Origin of the sequence: Brachyspira pulli (genome assembly GCF_036997785.1) — a bacterium.
In the GTDB taxonomy this organism is placed as follows: Bacteria; Spirochaetota; Brachyspiria; order Brachyspirales; family Brachyspiraceae; genus Brachyspira; species Brachyspira pulli.
In genome coordinates this window covers 1-16891 of the sequence record NZ_JAWLQI010000073.1, presented here as the reverse complement: position 1 = coordinate 16891, position 16891 = coordinate 1, and the positions used below count along the sequence as shown (strand labels likewise).

General features: G+C 27.4%; 10 protein-coding genes and 1 pseudogene. 1 reads left to right on the top strand and 10 read right to left on the bottom strand.

From position 1 onward, the window contains the following. From R4K56_RS12940 to R4K56_RS12895, 10 genes and pseudogenes are all read right to left on the bottom strand, one after another. A pseudogene (locus R4K56_RS12940) lies at nt 1–267 on the bottom strand (ABC transporter permease); the annotation flags it as partial. A 459-nt stretch (nt 268–726) separates the two neighbouring features. Next, on the bottom strand, nt 727–3861 hold the full coding sequence (locus R4K56_RS12935; protein WP_335772788.1) for an efflux RND transporter permease subunit: 3135 nt from the start codon (nt 3859–3861) through the stop codon (nt 727–729). Between the two features lie 17 nt (nt 3862–3878). After that, nucleotides 3879–5162, bottom strand: a complete 1284-nt coding sequence (locus tag R4K56_RS12930) for an efflux RND transporter periplasmic adaptor subunit (protein ID WP_335772789.1) — start codon at nt 5160–5162, stop codon at nt 3879–3881. A gap of 10 nt (nt 5163–5172) precedes the next feature. Then, on the bottom strand, nt 5173–6555 hold the full coding sequence (locus tag R4K56_RS12925; protein ID WP_335759807.1) for a TolC family protein: 1383 nt from the start codon (nt 6553–6555) through the stop codon (nt 5173–5175). A 348-nt stretch (nt 6556–6903) separates the two neighbouring features. Then, nucleotides 6904–9435, bottom strand: a complete 2532-nt coding sequence (locus R4K56_RS12920) for a DUF5682 family protein (protein ID WP_335772790.1) — start codon at nt 9433–9435, stop codon at nt 6904–6906. A 21-nt stretch (nt 9436–9456) separates the two neighbouring features. Next, a complete protein-coding gene (locus R4K56_RS12915) occupies nt 9457–10509 on the bottom strand; it encodes a DNA adenine methylase (protein ID WP_335757461.1) in 1053 nt (350 codons plus the stop codon). A 3-nt stretch (nt 10510–10512) separates the two neighbouring features. Then, nucleotides 10513–11448: a DNA adenine methylase gene (locus R4K56_RS12910; protein ID WP_335772791.1), complete on the bottom strand. Its 936-nt coding sequence runs from the start codon at nt 11446–11448 to the stop codon at nt 10513–10515. Nucleotide 11449: 1 nt separating this feature from the next. Then, a complete protein-coding gene (locus R4K56_RS12905; RefSeq protein ID WP_335772792.1) occupies nt 11450–12829 on the bottom strand; it encodes a hypothetical protein in 1380 nt (459 codons plus the stop codon). A 165-nt stretch (nt 12830–12994) separates the two neighbouring features. Then, nucleotides 12995–13891 carry a hypothetical protein gene (locus R4K56_RS12900; protein ID WP_335772793.1) on the bottom strand — a complete coding sequence of 299 codons (897 nt, stop codon included), beginning with the start codon at nt 13889–13891 and terminating at the stop codon, nt 12995–12997. A gap of 43 nt (nt 13892–13934) precedes the next feature. Further along, entirely contained in the window at nt 13935–15035 is a 1101-nt protein-coding gene (locus tag R4K56_RS12895; RefSeq protein ID WP_335772794.1) for an ankyrin repeat domain-containing protein, read from the bottom strand. A 570-nt stretch (nt 15036–15605) separates the two neighbouring features. Between R4K56_RS12895 and R4K56_RS12890 the strand changes: the two genes are divergently transcribed. Further along, nucleotides 15606–16622 (top strand): ankyrin repeat domain-containing protein, encoded by a 1017-nt coding sequence (locus R4K56_RS12890; RefSeq protein WP_335772795.1) that lies wholly within the window; start codon nt 15606–15608, stop codon nt 16620–16622. Nucleotides 16623–16891: the final 269 nt, after the last annotated feature.

The following is a 16891-nucleotide window of genomic DNA, read 5'->3' as shown; positions in this document are numbered from 1 at the left end:
GTATTTGTATAAAGGAAGAGGCGTTACTTTAAGAAGGTTATAAACTCCTCTCCTTCTCTGACTAAGTACATTAAAACTTGTAGTCATAAAGGAATAGGCAAGCACACTCACACAGCTCATAGCAGTAAGTATATGCACAGTGTAGCTTTCCATTTTGAAAAAAAGTCCCAATGATATAACTATCACTAAAGGAAAGAATATAGACCAAAATATAAGGAAAGGATCTCTTATAGCTTTTTTCATTGTGAGTTTAAATATCGTTTTCATAATAATTTTTTAATATATTTATATAAAATAATATCAACTTTTTCCCGCCGCAAAAAGTGCAAGTATAAAATTAGTACTAAATCATACTAAAATTGTCTTACATGTAAAATAATTTATTAAATTTAAGCCAAATATAGCCTTTCGCGAAGCGTATCCGAGTTTATCGAGGATATAAGGTTCTTTGTGGCAATACCACAGGCACTCCCTGCGGTCGCAAAAGAAGTGGGGTGCTGCATAGCACACAGAGTGGTGGGCAAAGCCCTGCAAATATTTTAAATTAAAAAAATTATTTTTGACAAAATATAGTTGTTTAGGTATATAACAACTTTCAATTTTTACATCATATAATTTTATAGTAAATCAATATATTTATTTCATAATAAAAAAGCTTAAGTTGTAAAACTCAAGCCTTTTATTATATATTTTTTATCTCTTAATTATTTTCTATTTATTTTTTACTTATTTTCCTGGTGTACTTAGAGCATCATTAATGCCTGTTTCAACACTAGCCAAGTCTTTAGCATCATAGTCTTTAAGAGGTATTCTATTTCTAATAGCAGCATAAACAGTAGGTACTATAACAAGTGTAAACATAGTAGAAACTGTTAATCCTCCAAGTAGTGCCAATGATAAAGGCTGATACATCTCATTACCTTCTCCGCTTGATAATGCCATAGGAAGAAGACCTAATATTGTAGTAAGAGAAGTCATAAGTACTGGTCTTAAACGTCTAGGGCCTGCAAGTAATGCTGCTTTATCACCATTGATTTTCTTCTCATGCATAAGCTGATTCATATAGTCTATCAGTACAATACCATTATTTACTACAATACCAATAAGTACTATAACTCCTATACCGCTGTATACACTCAAAGTCTGTCCTGTAATGAATAATAAAGTAAGTGATCCGGCAAAACCAAATGGTATAGCAAGAGCAATAACGAAAGGTGCTATATATGATTCAAACTGGCTTGCCATAATAGCATATACCAATACCAAAGCTAAGAACAATGCCTGTAAAAGCTGACCGAATGCCTCTTGCATGTCCTCATAATCACCAGAATAAATAACACTGAAACCAGAAGGCATAAATACTTTTTCATTAATAGCTTTCTGTACATCATTCATTATTTGGTTCATAGGTCTGCCGTAACCAGCTGCTGTTATTGAAGTTATTCTGCTGTCATTTTTTCTTTCTATTTCTGTAGGAGCAAAATTCTTATCAACATTTGCAATAGCTGATACTGGAACCATTCCTGATGTTGTAGGTATAAGCATTCTCTTAACATCATCTATATTTATTCTATCTCTCTCGTTTAACTGTACTATAACATCTATATCTGTAACTTCAGAATTTTCCGGAGTCATTCTTGTAGCTGTAGTACCGCCGAAACTTGTTTTAATAGAGTTAGCAACTGTATTAATATTAAGTCCCATTTTTGAAGCTAAATCTCTGTTAATAGTAACATTAAGTTCAGGACTAGCATCACTTTTTTTAAGTCTTACGTCACGAAGACCTGGAACATCTTGCAAAGCAGCTATTATATTATTAGCCAATTCTCTAGCTCTAACTAAATCCTCTCCAACTATATCTATATCTATACCGCTGGAATCACTGCTTCCGCCGCCTTTCATACTGCTTACAGAGTCAACGTTAATAGTAGCAGGATAACTAGATAATCTTTTTCTAACCATTTCAACATATTCTTCAGTTTCTCTAGTTCTTCCGTCAGTTTTATCTCTTAATTTAACTCTTATTTGACCTTTATTGGCATCAGAACCAGATCTTGATCTTGATTGTACTCTGCTTAAATCATCTCCTATCAATTCTACTATATCTTTAGTCATTCTGTCAATAAAAGCACCAGTTTGTTCTTTTCTTGTACCTATAGGCATAGTAATGCTGGCCATTAACTGGCCTTCATCTGATTTTGGGAAACCTTCTTTACCTATAAGTGCTAAACCAACACCTATTACTGTAAATACTATTAAAATAACAGGTATTAATACTCTGTTTTTATGATAAACTGAATAAGTTAATACTTTTTCATATACAAAATTTACTTTTGAATGGAAATATTTATCAAAGAAATTCTCAAACTTAGATAAGAATTTAGATTTCTTAGTAGTTACAAGTCTTGCCCCAAGCATAGGAACAATAGTTAAAGCAACAGCTAAAGAAGCTATCATAGAAACTGTAACTGTAATACATAAGTCTCTGAACATCTGACCAGTTTGTCCTTCTACAAATAAGAAAGGCAAGAATACTGCTATTGTTGTAAGAGTAGAAGCAGAAATAGCAAGTGACACAGTAGAAGTACCATCTATAGCAGAAGAATATTTACCATATCCATTATTCCTATAGAAGAATATATTTTCAAGTACTACAATGGAGTTATCAACCATCATACCAATACCAAGTACAAGTCCTGAAAGTGAAATAATATTTAATGTAGTACCGAAGAAATACATCAAAGTAAATGTTACTATTATTGACATAGGTATTGATATTGCTATTATTGATACAGTTCTTACATTCCATAAATATATCATAAGAATGATAACAGCAAATAAACCGCCCTGCCAAGCAGTATCAAGTACACCTTTTATAGCATTATTAACGTTATCAGCACTATTAAATAATACTTCGTATTTTATACCTTCTGGTAAATTAAGAGTATCAAGTCTTTTCTTTATAGCATCAGAAACTGCTACTGTATTAGCACCAGATTCTTTGTTTATTGAAATTGTAACTGCAGGAGTACCATTAACTTTAATAACATCTCCGTCTTCATCATAGCCTTCATATATAGTAGCTAATTCTCTAAGTCTTATAGGAGTATTATTATCTTTTAATGCAACAACAACATTACCTATATCGCCTACTGTTTTAAATTCGCCTGTAGTTCTTAAAGTATATTTATAAACACCTTCATAAGTTTCACCGCCTGAAATGTTTTGATTTTCTAAGGCTAATGTATTTACAATAGTGTTAATATCAAGTCCGTAAGCCTGAAGTCTGTTCATATCAACATCAACTTTAATTTGAGTTTTAAGACCTCCTCTTATTTCAGCCATAGCAACACCGCCTACCTGCTCTATACTTGTTAATATTTGATTATCAACTAAATTGTATAATGCAGATAAGTTTTCTGTACCATAGAAAGATATTTCCATAACTGGAATATTATCAGTAGAAAATTTATAAACTGCAGGGCTTTCAGCATCATCTGGCAAAGACTTTCTTATTCTGTCTATTGCTTCTCTTATATCAGCAGTAGCAGATGCTAAATCACTTCCCCAGTTAAATTCTATAAAAACTCTTGAATCTTCTTCTTCAGAAGATGAGCTTACCTCTTTAATATTATTTACAGAAGAAACCGCACCCTCAATAATTCTGGAAACAGATTTTTCTACTTCCTCTGGTCCGGCATTATCATAAGTAGTCCTAATACTAATAAAAGGCAATTCCATGTCTGGTAAGAAATCGACAGGAAGCCTTGACAAACTTACAACACCGAGAATAACTACGGCAACTATACCCATAAAAACGGCTACGGGTCTTTTTACTATTAACTCAATAAAACTTCTCATAATCGCTCCTTTTAAAATTATCCTCCAATTGAATAAATACCGCTGTCCTCTGTTGTTTTAGCAGCATTATCTGTTGTAGTATTTGGTTTTTCAGCTTCCGGCTTTTTTGTCTGCTGAGCTGTTGTATTTGGCTTAGCAGTAGCTGCAGGCTTAGAAGCTGTAGTAGTATTATTTTTTACAGCAGCAGCTGGCTGTTTAGCTGTTGCTGTATTATTTTTCACAGTAGTTGTTTGTTTAGCTGTAGTAGAAGGTTTTGCAGTATTATTTGCTTTTACTGTATCACTATTTTGTGTATTAGTTTGTGCTGAAGCAACTGCTGTAGCAGGAGGAGTAATATATTCCAAAATAGTAGGGTCATTTTCTATTCTATTAACCAATGAACCATTTTTCAAAAACTCTCTACCAAACATTACAACTTCTTCACCATCTTCAAGACCGCCGCTTAAAGCTACTTTGTCTTTTGAAGTGAATAATATATTAACTTCTCTAGTATATGCTCTGTATTTAGTATTATTACTTGAACCTGCTGCCACTTCTGCTGGAGGATTATCTGAATTATCCTCTTTTACTACATAAATATAGCTTTTACCTAAATCATCGGAAAATATTGAACTGTTAGGTATAACAAATACATTATCAGCAGAGTTCAAAAGTATTGATACATCTGAGAACATACCAGGAAGTAAAAGTCTGTCTTTATTATCTATTAAAGCCTTAACCATCAATGTACGTGTAGATGGATTAACAGCATAATCTCTTTTAGTGATAGTAGCTTCTATTTCTTTATTAGGTGCTGAAGGAATTCTTATTAAAACCTTTTGACCTAATTCTATACCAGCAATAGAACGCTCTGGAACTTGTATTTCTACTTCTAATTGGCTTATATCAGCAACATTTGCTATAGGAGTAGAAGCTGCTATTGATGCACCAACTGCCATATATGTAGTAGTAACATATCCGGCGATAGGAGTTCTTGCAGGAGCATAAGCATAATTAGCACCTATAACGAATCTGTCTATCAATGCTATTGTATCTCCTTTATTAACAAAACTTCCTTCATATTTTAATATGCTGGCTATTTTTCCAGGTACATCGGAAGATATTTCTACTTCTTTTATTGCTTTTATTTCAGCAGAAAGCTCTAAATATTCATCTAATGATTGTCTTATAGGAACTGCTACCAATACACTTATAGGATTCTCTTTCTTTTTCAAATCTACTTGCTGTTTTTTACAAGAAATAGCAATAATAGAAAAACATAAAATTATTATTAATAGTTTAATTTCTCTCTTTTTTAGCATCATAATCTCCTTATGCACCTAAAAGTTTTAATACTTGTAATGTGCTTGAAAAATATTCATATATAGCCTGTAAATATGCAAGCTGAGCATTCAAATAAGTTACTTCAGCATCGCTAACTTCTAATGTAGATATTGTACCGCCTCTGTATTGTCTTTGAGCCATTTGTAAAGCATAGGCAGCTGTCCTAGCATTTTCTGCCTGCGACTGTAAATTAAGTGCCTGTGACTTAGCAGTAGATATTAAATCTCTGCTGTTTACTTCTATAGTATCTCTCAATTCCTCATAGCTTACTTCCATCTGCCTTATACTTAACTCAATTTCTTCAGCCCCTTTAGCTGTAGATGAGAATGGAAGCAAAGAATCAAGAGCATAATTCAAAGAAACACCTACTCCCCAGTTAAATTCTCCTGATCTATTTTTAGAGAATGTATTATTTTGCATCTTAATCTTATCAACTGTAGTAACTCCTACATTCGCACTAGCTGATAATGTAGGCCATAAATAACTTCTTGCTACCTTTCTATTATATTCCAACATCTCTAAATTACTGCTCATACTTTTTAATTCTATATTATTATTCATTATAATAGTAAGCAAATCATCATAAGGCATATCCGGTAATGTTATATTTGTAGCATCTAATATACTTCCTACCAAATCAACTTCATCAGCAACATTTGTAAGTCCAATCTGTCTTATAAATGATAATTTCAAACTTTGATATTGATTGCTTAAAGTTACAACCTGAGGTTTTGTAGTTTCATATTGTACTTTGGCATTTAAATATTCATATTCTGAAACCTGACCATTTCTGTACTTTATATATGATTCTCTCATTCTGTTGCTGTAATTAAGCTGCTGCTGTAAATATACTCTGTAATTCTCTTGTGCTACAAATGTATTATAAAAATTCAATTTTGTATTAAGATCAACATCTTTCTTTTTATCATAGTATATATCTTTTTGCATTTGCAAATTAACTGCCCTTGCTTTATCAGTATTCCAGTTCCTAAAACCTGTGAAAAGAGTCTTTGATAATGTAGCACTTGCTGACCAAGTATCCGGACTTGTTTTAAGACCTGTATCTACATTGTTAAATGAAATTTCCTGAGATTCAGACAAATTTAATCCGCCGCTTACACTTAAAGAAGGCATAAATAAATCTGAAAATGAAGCATCTTTTTGAACTTGTGCTATTCTTACATCATACTCTGCCTGTTTTAAAGTTTTATCATTATCAAAGGCCATAGTTAAAGCATCTTCTAATGTTATAGCAATCTTATTATTAGTTACTATCGCTTCTTCCTGCATTGTTTCTGCTAAATTTGTATCTTGAGAATATAAGGCTAAACTCAATATAAAACTTAAAATTAAAGTAGCATAAATTTTCACTATCCGCTCCCTGCATAAGTTTATATTATCTTTTCATCTTCATAATTATATAAATTTTTATATTATAAACTTAGAGTAAAAAATATCAAGTTATATTATAAAAGTTCACACATATAAAACTTTATATATTAGACGAATAAATATTTAAATAGTTCCCAATTATTTTCATATTATTTTAACAATATACTTTATTATACAAGTGTAAAGAATTTTTACAATACTATAAATAAGAATTTTAGAATAAATTTTAAAAAAGAAACGTGCTACATATTAATTACAATACATTTCATACGAATATATTTATAGCCTTGTTCATTTTTATATATTTTCTTCATAATTATATATACTCTATAAAGTCTCTTTTATTAAATCGAAAACTTTATTGTCTATACTAATAGCCATTTGCACTTCTTCAATAGATGCATCAACTTCTTTTAATATCTTTTCCTTACTTGTACCATATATATTAGCAACAATACCTGATAAACGCTCTGTTTCTGTAGGACTTAAATTTGTAAATGCATATCTAAAATTAGGAAGTACTTCCAAAAATTTATCTTCATCTAATCTTTTTATAGTGCTGTCTATACTATTTATAATACTTTCATTAATAAATAAAATATCCCTTGCCACAAGAAGTATTCCATTCAAGAAATAAGCTACAACTTCACTATCCGATGACTCCAAGAAGGAGGCTACTATACTAGAAAACTCATCTGCCGTTAATCTTCCAGACTTGTATTTTATTGCAAGACAAACAGCATATATATGACTGCTTCCAAAAGTATTATCAAGCATTAAATCTATCTTATCATTAAATATATCTATATCGCACCAATCAGGATTTTCTAAACTAAATGAATATAGATTTTTCATATACTTAGAATGTTTCAAAGCCTCTTCTTCATCTAAATTTTTCATAGATTCCATATTAACAACAGCAAGTACAAATACCTGTTTAGCTATAGATTCTATCACCTGCATAATATCATAATTATCAAATAATGATTCTCTATCCCTTGAGAAATTATCATTAATAGTTTCCATATTAGCCAAATAAGATAAATTGTTTAAGCATACGCAAAGATTGACAAAATTATTATCATTTAATATTACAGCTTCTATTTTTCTGTAATTGTCAATAAAAAATCCATAAAGCCCCATAACATTAGCTTCTACTAAAAGTTTTGAAACTTCCATAGCATTTATATTATTATTAAGTTTTTCAACTATTAAGTTTGATGCCAATTCTTCTATAGTAACACCGTAAACTGATTTATCTATCAATGATGCTTCTACCAAAGTTTTATATTCATATTTCCAAATTTCTCTTGCTAAATTTTTATTAACTTTATTTACATAGTCCGGCCCTCTAACTAATGAACAAAAGCCGACATCTAAAAATTTCATTTTATGGAAAAACTTACTTTTTTCAAAATGATTCTTATCCTTTACAATATCAAGCGTTGATTCTATTTCCTCTGTTTTATCTATTTTTATTTTAAACTCTTTACATTTATTTCTAAAATCTATTACTACCGGAGGAACTATACTTTTTGAAGATACCTGACCATTAGCCATACCGGAAAGAAGTTTAAGCATTAAATCAAGATTGCTTGTATTTTCTAAAGAGATTGCACCTTTTACAAAAGCACTTTTAGTAGCATCTATAAGTTCATACACTCCTGCAGATTCCTTGCCTCTTAACTTAGCAAGATTAACAGCCATATAATAAGCATTGATACAGTCTGGTATAGTTACATTATGATTAACTCTGTCTATATTAGAAGCCTTTATTATAAAAGACATTACAACTTTCAAAAAAGTATCATTTAAATCATTCTTCTTATCTTTTTCACATTTTTCAAGTTCTTTATAAACTGAATCATAAAAAGCAGGAAATTCTATTCCAGCCCTATAACCTCTCCTAGCATCAGCGTCCCTAAATGAATATGGTATTAAATAATTTGATGAATTTGATACTATATACTTTTTTAATTTTTTATATTCTTTATCTAATTTCTTACCGTCTTTTTCATTTTCTTTTAATTTATCTATTATACCTTTTGTGTGAAAACTTCCAGTAACAACTAGAACTCTTTTATATTCTTCTAATGCTTTTTTCACATTTAAAGCCATTACATATTCTCTGTTTCTAGTTTCAAAATCTTCATCTTCTATCAAACGCATATAATAGCCCAAAGCATAAACACTTCTTATAAACTCTTTGCTTTCTTTAAGTATTCCGTTTATCTCGAAATCTCTCTCCCAAAGCTCGGCAAATGTTCTAAGTCCCGCTTTTCTTGTGAGTTCTATTGTATAGGCATTGACATTAAATCTATTATCATCATTATCATAAACTGATACTAATTTTCTTTTTTTATCTGCATTATCATTTTTAGTTTCTTCTGAATTTTCTTCTTCATTATTATTTTCTTTTTCAGTCTCCGATTTTTCTATATCATTTCCTGTAGAATTCTCTGCTCCATTTTCTATCATAGAAGCATAGTTCATATCTATAAAGCTGCAATGAATATTATTTTTTAATGCTTCCTTTATAGCTGTAAATTCCGGAGAATAATCCAAAAAAGGATAATAACATCTGTATCTTTCATTATCTTCATCTATATAACTTGAATAAATACAAAATGGTGCTTTGGTATCTTCTTCAATCATATACTTCATCAAATCATTACAGTCGCTTGGGCCTTCTATAAGTACTGCATCTGGTTTGAAGCTCTCAAAAATATTTTTTAAATGGTATGAGCATGCCGGAGAATGGTGTCTTATAGGAAAGAATATTACATTATCTTTTATACTTTCTTTAAAACACTCATCAAAGTTGTTATTATCTTTATTTGTTTTATCTGTTTTTTTCATTATCTATTTCTCTTTAATAAACTAAATTTTTAATATATATAATTGTTCTTTTATAAATTTCTTATTATTATTAGAATTACTTTTAAATTTTAAATAATCAAATTCTACTAAATCTACTTTTCCAAGTTTAGACATTATAAATATAATATCTTCTTTTTGCATAATACCTTCATTATTATAACTCAATATACAATATTTATAATTCGCATTATTAATAATAAATTCAAAATCAACTAAAGCTGTTTTTTTATTGCAAAATGAAGACTTTTGACTACTATAATCTCTCATACCAGAGATTCCTTTTATTTCAGGATTATCATATCTTGCTATAGTTTCTAATATATGATAATTTGGAGCATATTGTCTTTCATTATATGGAGGATCCAAATACAGTATATCTGTATTTATATTTTTTACTATATCCATACTATTACCAATAAATATTTCATTATCTTTATCATTAAATATTAAATTTATTGGCTTTAACACAAAATCTTTCAAAGCTCTCCTATCCCACTTTTTTTGGAAAGCAGCATATACACCAGACACATTTGAAAAAAAAGAAACACTTTCTATTAATGAAGCTATTAAAATAAAATATTCGTTATTATTAATCAAATCATCATTTTTCCATTTCTCAATCTCTATTCTAATAGCATCAATTTTCTTTGCATTCTCATCTGAAAAATACATTCTTCTGTATTCTTTATTTTCAGTACCACCTATAGTATAATTATTATATATAAAGCCTTCAAATGGCTCAATATTATTTAAATATTCTAAAACTAATTCTAAATTTGAATCAGAAAATAAATACATATTTTTTATATTTAAGTAATCTAATAATTTTTCAAATTTTGGAACAACATTATTTTTTATATATGCATATTGAAGACAATAAGAAAAATATAATATATCAGATGAATATATTTTATAATTCAAACTCTTAAAAAATTTTCCGACATTAGTTGTTCCAGCAAAAAAATCAAAAAATATTTCACCATATATATTTTTTGAATTAATTATTGAATACATATTTTTTACTAGATTTTCTTTGTTTCCAATAAATCTCATAAATTATATTTCCATATTAAAAAATAAATTATTGCTATTCATATCTTCATCAACATCTGCAGAATTTATTTTATAATTTGTTACTAATATTTCTATAGTTTGTGATAATGATTTTTTATTATAACAAGAATTATTATAATTAGAATCTATTTTTTTTATATTATAATTATTATACGAAATCCATTCTTTTAGTATATTATTGATTTGACCATTATGAATTAAAAAATTAGATAAAGCAAATTTTATCTTTCTTTTATTAAGATTATCTAAAATATTTAATAACATAATTTCACTATCTCTATTCCAACCAGTAAATCCTCTCTTACCATCATTATAAGTTCCTGTACTAATAAGATAAGGAGGATCACAATATACGAAATCATTTTCTTTCAAAAAATCAAAATTAAAACATTCAAAATTGTTATTACTAAAATGTATATTTAAACTCTGCATTCTATGAATGAAATTTTCTAAATTATTTTTTATAGAATTATTAAATGAACTTCTATACTTTCCAAAAGGATTATTAAATTTATGGTTATTATTAAATCTTATCTGGTGATTAAACGAATATGATACTAAAACAAATAAATCAAGAGGTTTTCTATTTGTATTATATTCATCTCTCAATCTATTATAACCATATACATTATCATCAGATAACTGATATTCTTCTATCCTATTATAAATATATTCTAATACTTTATTATATTTTAATTCATAAAATAATTTATACAAATCTATTAAATAAATTAAATTATCATTCATAAATATTTTTTGAGCTTTTACATTAACAGCAACATTTCCGCCACCTGTAAACAAATCTATAAAATTATTAATATCATTTGGAAACATAGGTACTATTTGATTTAATATTTTATATTTACCGCCTATATAATTTAATGGAGATTTTACAAAAAAAATATTAGATTTCAGCATATCAATTTCTCCAAAAATCTAATAAATTTTTCACTGCTAATTTAAACAAATGCGGTGCTTCTATTCCAAGTAAAATATCTCCATCTTTTGACAATAAGAAACCTATTTTTATTTCTTGTTTAAGATCTTTTTCATTTCCTCCATATATAACCAAAGTTCTTATAATTTTATATTTAGGATAATACTTTTTTATATATATATCTTCTATTTTATAATATTCTTCTAATGATTTTAATCCTTCTTTTAGATTAACTATTTTTTTACCTTCTATATTGATTATTTCCAATTTTTTAACATCTATTAAAATCAAATCAGGTATATTCAATTTTGCACTTTTATTACCTGATTTATAATCTTCTCTATCTACATATTTTTCTAAAGGTATATACTCATTTTCAGAAGTTATAAAATATCCTTTTTCACATCCTGCATGATTTTCAAAAATAGAATATCCATTAGTAAAACTTTCAACTATAACATGTACAAATATTGTAGCTAACTTCTCCCCTTCTTTATCATAATACCAATATAAATTATCTAACTCTACATTTGGTATATCAAGTTTATCAAGACCTATCTTAATACAATTAGCAATTTGTACAAATTTATTTTTTTTAATATGTCTTTGTTCTAATTGATGTTCTGTAATAATTATATCATATTTCCAATTTAACTTTCTTAAAGCATAAGATATAGCTGTCAATGCACCTATATTTGGATCATGAGATAAACTATCAGCTTTTTTAAGTATACCAGATACTTTAATTAAACCATTATTTGTTTTTGTGATAATTATTGGAGTATTACCTTTTGGAGGTTTTCTCATATTATTTTTAAATGTTATAAGATCATCAATATTAGAAAAAGCTTCAATTTTATTTGTTTCTTCATCTGTAAAATAAACATTAAAAGTCTTTAATAGCCTAACCCCAAAAATATATGTATCTGTAAATTGCCTATTAATATTTTTCCTTTGATGAAGCATTACTTTTTTTACATTTTTATAGTATGCATCAATAAATATAAACTTTATTGCTCTTTGATAAATTGAGGTATTACGGCTTTCTTTATCATCTGTTTTTGTTTCTTCTATTGCATATATTGGATTATCAGTATGTGTAGGTTCATCATTTTGATAAAATATTAAGTAATCTACAAAACTTGAAGAACCTTTGACTATTTTTATAAATATATTTTTTATTTTATTACAATTAATACCTATAACCTTATATGTGAAATTAAACGAATTATTTTCGAGCATAGGTATAACCCTAATATTATCTATAAATGATGAAAAATTATTATCTTTTAAAAACATTTTTATAATTGTATTTAAAGTTTGTACTCTAGGGTATTCTTCTGATAAAATCCATAAATTCACTTAATATCTCCAAAACAATTTATTTTACAGTAAAATTATAATTCTTTATTTATTTTTTCATTATTAAAAATCCTTAACAATGAGAAGTATTTTACTATAAAAACAGCATAATGCAATTCTTATGAACTGCATTATGCAAATAAAATTTATAAAAAGAATTTGTAACTATTTTTTGCGTTTGAATATACCATTAAGACCATACTTGCCTTTATGTATAGAACCAGCCTCTAATAATATCAAAGTATTTTCATCTATGATATTGATATAAAGTTGATACTCAGTACCTCCTGAACCATAACAAAAAATAATTCTATCAAATGATGAATATCTTTCATTATCATAATTTGAACAATAAACATAAGGACTGCCCCATTCAGGATTATCATATTCACTATATCCGCCTTCTCTATTTTTAGCTTCCACATCATCTTCCATCATAATATGATAATTAATTTCATTATTTAATTCTGATACTGAAGATGCAAAATTATAATCGTCATTTTTTCTAATTGGTTCTGATAGTGTAATACTAAATCTTTTATCTAATGATTCAAATGTACCATAAATGTTTCCAACAATATCATAAAGTTTTTTTATATTTTGTGTGTATTGCCTATCTACAAGAGTAAATAATGTTTCCATACTATCTTTATATTCAATATAATTACTATAGGCTTCTTCATGATTCTTTGAAATTACTGGCGGAATATAATCCGGTTCAACAGATAAATTATAAGGAGTCATCATTAAAGCGTTATTAGTAAATAAGAACACACAATAATTTGTAATCTTTTCATAAGATTCTTTTTCATAGTTATAATTTTCATCAAGATAATAAAAATAAAATTCATTATCACTTATAACACCATCTAATTGATAAAATACCTTATTAAACAATATCTCTCCTGTTCTTTCAAATATAAGATATTCATCATGAGGTCTTCCTATATAAGCTTTATTTTCAAAAAGTTTTGCAAATTTTTCTATTCCTATATCTTCAGAGTGTAAATTGATACTAAAGACAATAAATAAACTTAAAAAAATTATTGTGAGTTTTTTCATAATTCATCCTTAACAATAAAATCATTTATAACTTATATAATAATTAAGCTCCGTATTTTTCTAGCAATTCAATAATATCTTCTCTGGCCATAGAAGCTGCAACCATTAAAGCATTTTTACCATCAGAATTTTCTGCATTATAATCAGCACCTGCCTCTAAAAGAGCGTCTATAACTTTTACATCTACACTATAATTATAATCATAACGAAAACCTCTATTATTCTTTATAGCCCAAGTTAATATTGTTTCATCTTCGATTTCTTCTTCTAATAAACTTTTATCCTTTTTTAATACATCTCTTACTATATCAGCATTATTAGTTATTATTGCTGCCATTATTACTGTTTGCTCATTAGAGTTAGTACCTTCAAGTTTTACACCTTTATCTAAAAAAGCTTTAACAATATTGTAATTTTTTGTTTGCATAGCATAAAAGAATATTGGTACTTGAATATAATATGAATAGTTGTCTGTTTCTGATACATCTATGCTTAATGTCATATTAATATCAGCTCCGCTTTTTATTAATTCAATTATAGCTTCACTATTATCAATTTCCTGATAAATATATTCAAATATAGCTCTTCTCAATGAATTATTAAAATCTTTTGCTCCTGATTTTATAAGTTCCTGCATCACAGCAACATTACCTCTTTCAGATGCATAAGGAAGATAATAATTAGGATCTGCCCCTTTTTTTATAAATTCTTTCACTCTATTAATATCATTTTTGTATATGGCAAAAAATAAAAAATCATTAGGATTAGCTCCCTTGCTTAATAAATATTCAATAATATCATTATTACCGCTTTCAAGAGCAAAGAATGCAATATCAATATTAACACTTTTACCTCTGTCATCAGAAGAACCATAATAATAGCCTATATCGGCACCAAATCTTACTAATTCTTTTACTAAATCTAAATTACTGCTTTTTATAGCATACATCAAAGCACTAACTCTTTTATCATCTTTTGTATTAACGTCAGTGCCTGTTCTTATTAGTTTTTTGGCTGTTTCTAAATCGCCTTTCTTGCAAGCCTCTATTAACTCTTTTTCTCCACTGCTATTATATGAAAATGCTAGTGAATTAAATAAAGTAAATGAAAAAAACATTACAATAAATATTTTCAAAAACCTCATTAAGCAACTCCAATCAGTATAAAATATAATTTATTATATAAAAATATACATAAAAAGTCAACTAATATTAATAATTAAAACATATTAATATATAAATTATTTTAATAAACAAGTATAAAATTTAATTCTAAATGCCCACCCTCTATCTTTTTTATATTTTTATGCTATTTCTATATTTTTTTCTTTAAAAATCTGAACTGTTATTTTAGCTGCCCACCCAAAGTATTATTTAAACTTATAGCCCCATAACCGCACGGTGAATGAGTCTAAAAATATAGATTTGTTTGAAATTCAAATTATACAATATTATAAAATGTATTAACCGTGCGTTAAAGAGATTCTAAATTTAATAAACACTTGGGCGGGTGCTCTAATTTCTGATTTAAACTAAAAAACAAATAAAGTTAATATTCAAGTATAAAACAATAAACATAAAGGGCGGGGTTTTAAAATAAATTTTTAAGATTGAATTTTAATAAAAATATACCCTACAGGGCTTTAATATAAAAACTTGAAAAAAATAATTTTAATAATATAATAATAAAAACTTGACTATAGGATATATTGTTTATGAAATATTTATTAATTTTTTTACTTTCTATAATTATATTTTCTTGTAATACCAAAGAATCAAACAATAATAATACAGATAAAGCAGCTATAAATTTAGATGACAGTACAGATAATAATATAAATAAAACAGAACGATCAAATACAGACGATAAAGACAATAAATCAAATAATTCATCAATAAATACAAATGAAACAGAAGAAAAAACATATTATTCATACACAGATAAAGAAATTATATCTTTTATAGAATCAGGAGATTTAGAAACAATCAAAAAATTAATCGAATCAAAAAGTTTAGATGTTAATTATAACTTAGGGGATAAATATTCTAAGTCAACCCCTTTAATACAAGCTATAAAATATAAGCAAACTGATATCATAAATTATTTATTAGAAAATAATGCGGATATTAATTTAAAAGAAGAACTTACAGGCTTTACTCCTCTTATGGCAAGCTTCCATGATATTACTATAACAGAGCTTTTAATTGAAAAAGGTGCTGACATTGAAGCAAGGAATGTTGACGGAATTAATGCTTTAGTTTATGCGGTTTCTTTAAATGATGAAGAGATGGTAAAATTTTTACTTGAAAAGGGAGCTGACGCCAATACAGTATGCGAAATAGAAAATGAACATATTTATATGCCGCCTACTCCTTTAATGAATGCTGTTTATAACGGAAACACTAATATAATAAATATGTTATTGGAAAATGGTGCTGATATTAATTATACCACTGATGAAATGACTCCTTTAATTTATGCTGCTTATAAAGGAAACACTAATATAATAAATACGTTATTAGAAAATGGTGTTGATATTAATTATACCAATTATTATGGAATGACTGCTTTAATGTATGCAGCAAGTTATAATCAATTTGAAGCAGTAAAAATACTTTTAGAAAATAATGCTGATACTTCTATAACTGATGAAAATGGTTATACTGCACTTGATCTGATAAAATCAAAAGATAATAATGATATAGTTAAGCTTCTTGAAAAATATAATTAATACTTTTTAATATATACCTAAACAAATATATTTTGTCAATTCTAGTTTTTTAAATTTTATTATTTGTGATGGCACACAGACGTGCCATAGCCCACTTCTTTTGTGACCAAAGGAAGTACTGCGACTGAAAGGAGTACCTGACGAAATCCACTGTAAGTGTAGGTATGGTATTGCCGCTGTAGCGTGAGGCTGGAAAAAGAACAACATAAAAATTGACAAACTTAAAAATTTTAAGTATATACCTAAACAACTATATTTTGTCAATTTTC